We start from the raw sequence: 262 nt of genomic DNA, 5'->3' as shown, positions 1-262 counted from the left end.
CCTGATCACCATTGATAACGTACATGTCGTTGTACGCGATCTCGTCTAGCTGTGGCCAGGTGAATCGGAGATACTTGCGAGCGTTCTTGACGTGCTTCAATAAAGCATCGTCATCCATCTGCTTGAGCATATGAACAAATGTCGTTGTCTGGAGACGATACACTTCAAGGTGAATAGCGTTGAAACAGGAATACCCGCCCTCACCGAACTTGGCTCGCAGCATCTTGATGGTCTTGGGCCATGCGGCATCCAATTCCTCATC

At 49.2% G+C, this 262-nt stretch carries 1 protein-coding gene; it reads right to left on the bottom strand.

What is annotated here, in order from left to right:
• On the bottom strand, nucleotides 1-262 hold a 262-nt coding region (locus P9273_RS32135), incomplete at both ends, for a hypothetical protein (protein ID WP_278052592.1).

The sequence above is a fragment of the Mesorhizobium sp. WSM4935 genome, from assembly GCF_029625735.1.
Lineage (GTDB): Bacteria > Pseudomonadota > Alphaproteobacteria > Rhizobiales > Rhizobiaceae > Mesorhizobium.
Note: the sequence above shows the minus strand (reverse complement) of the source record. Positions and strands in the feature narration are given on the sequence as shown.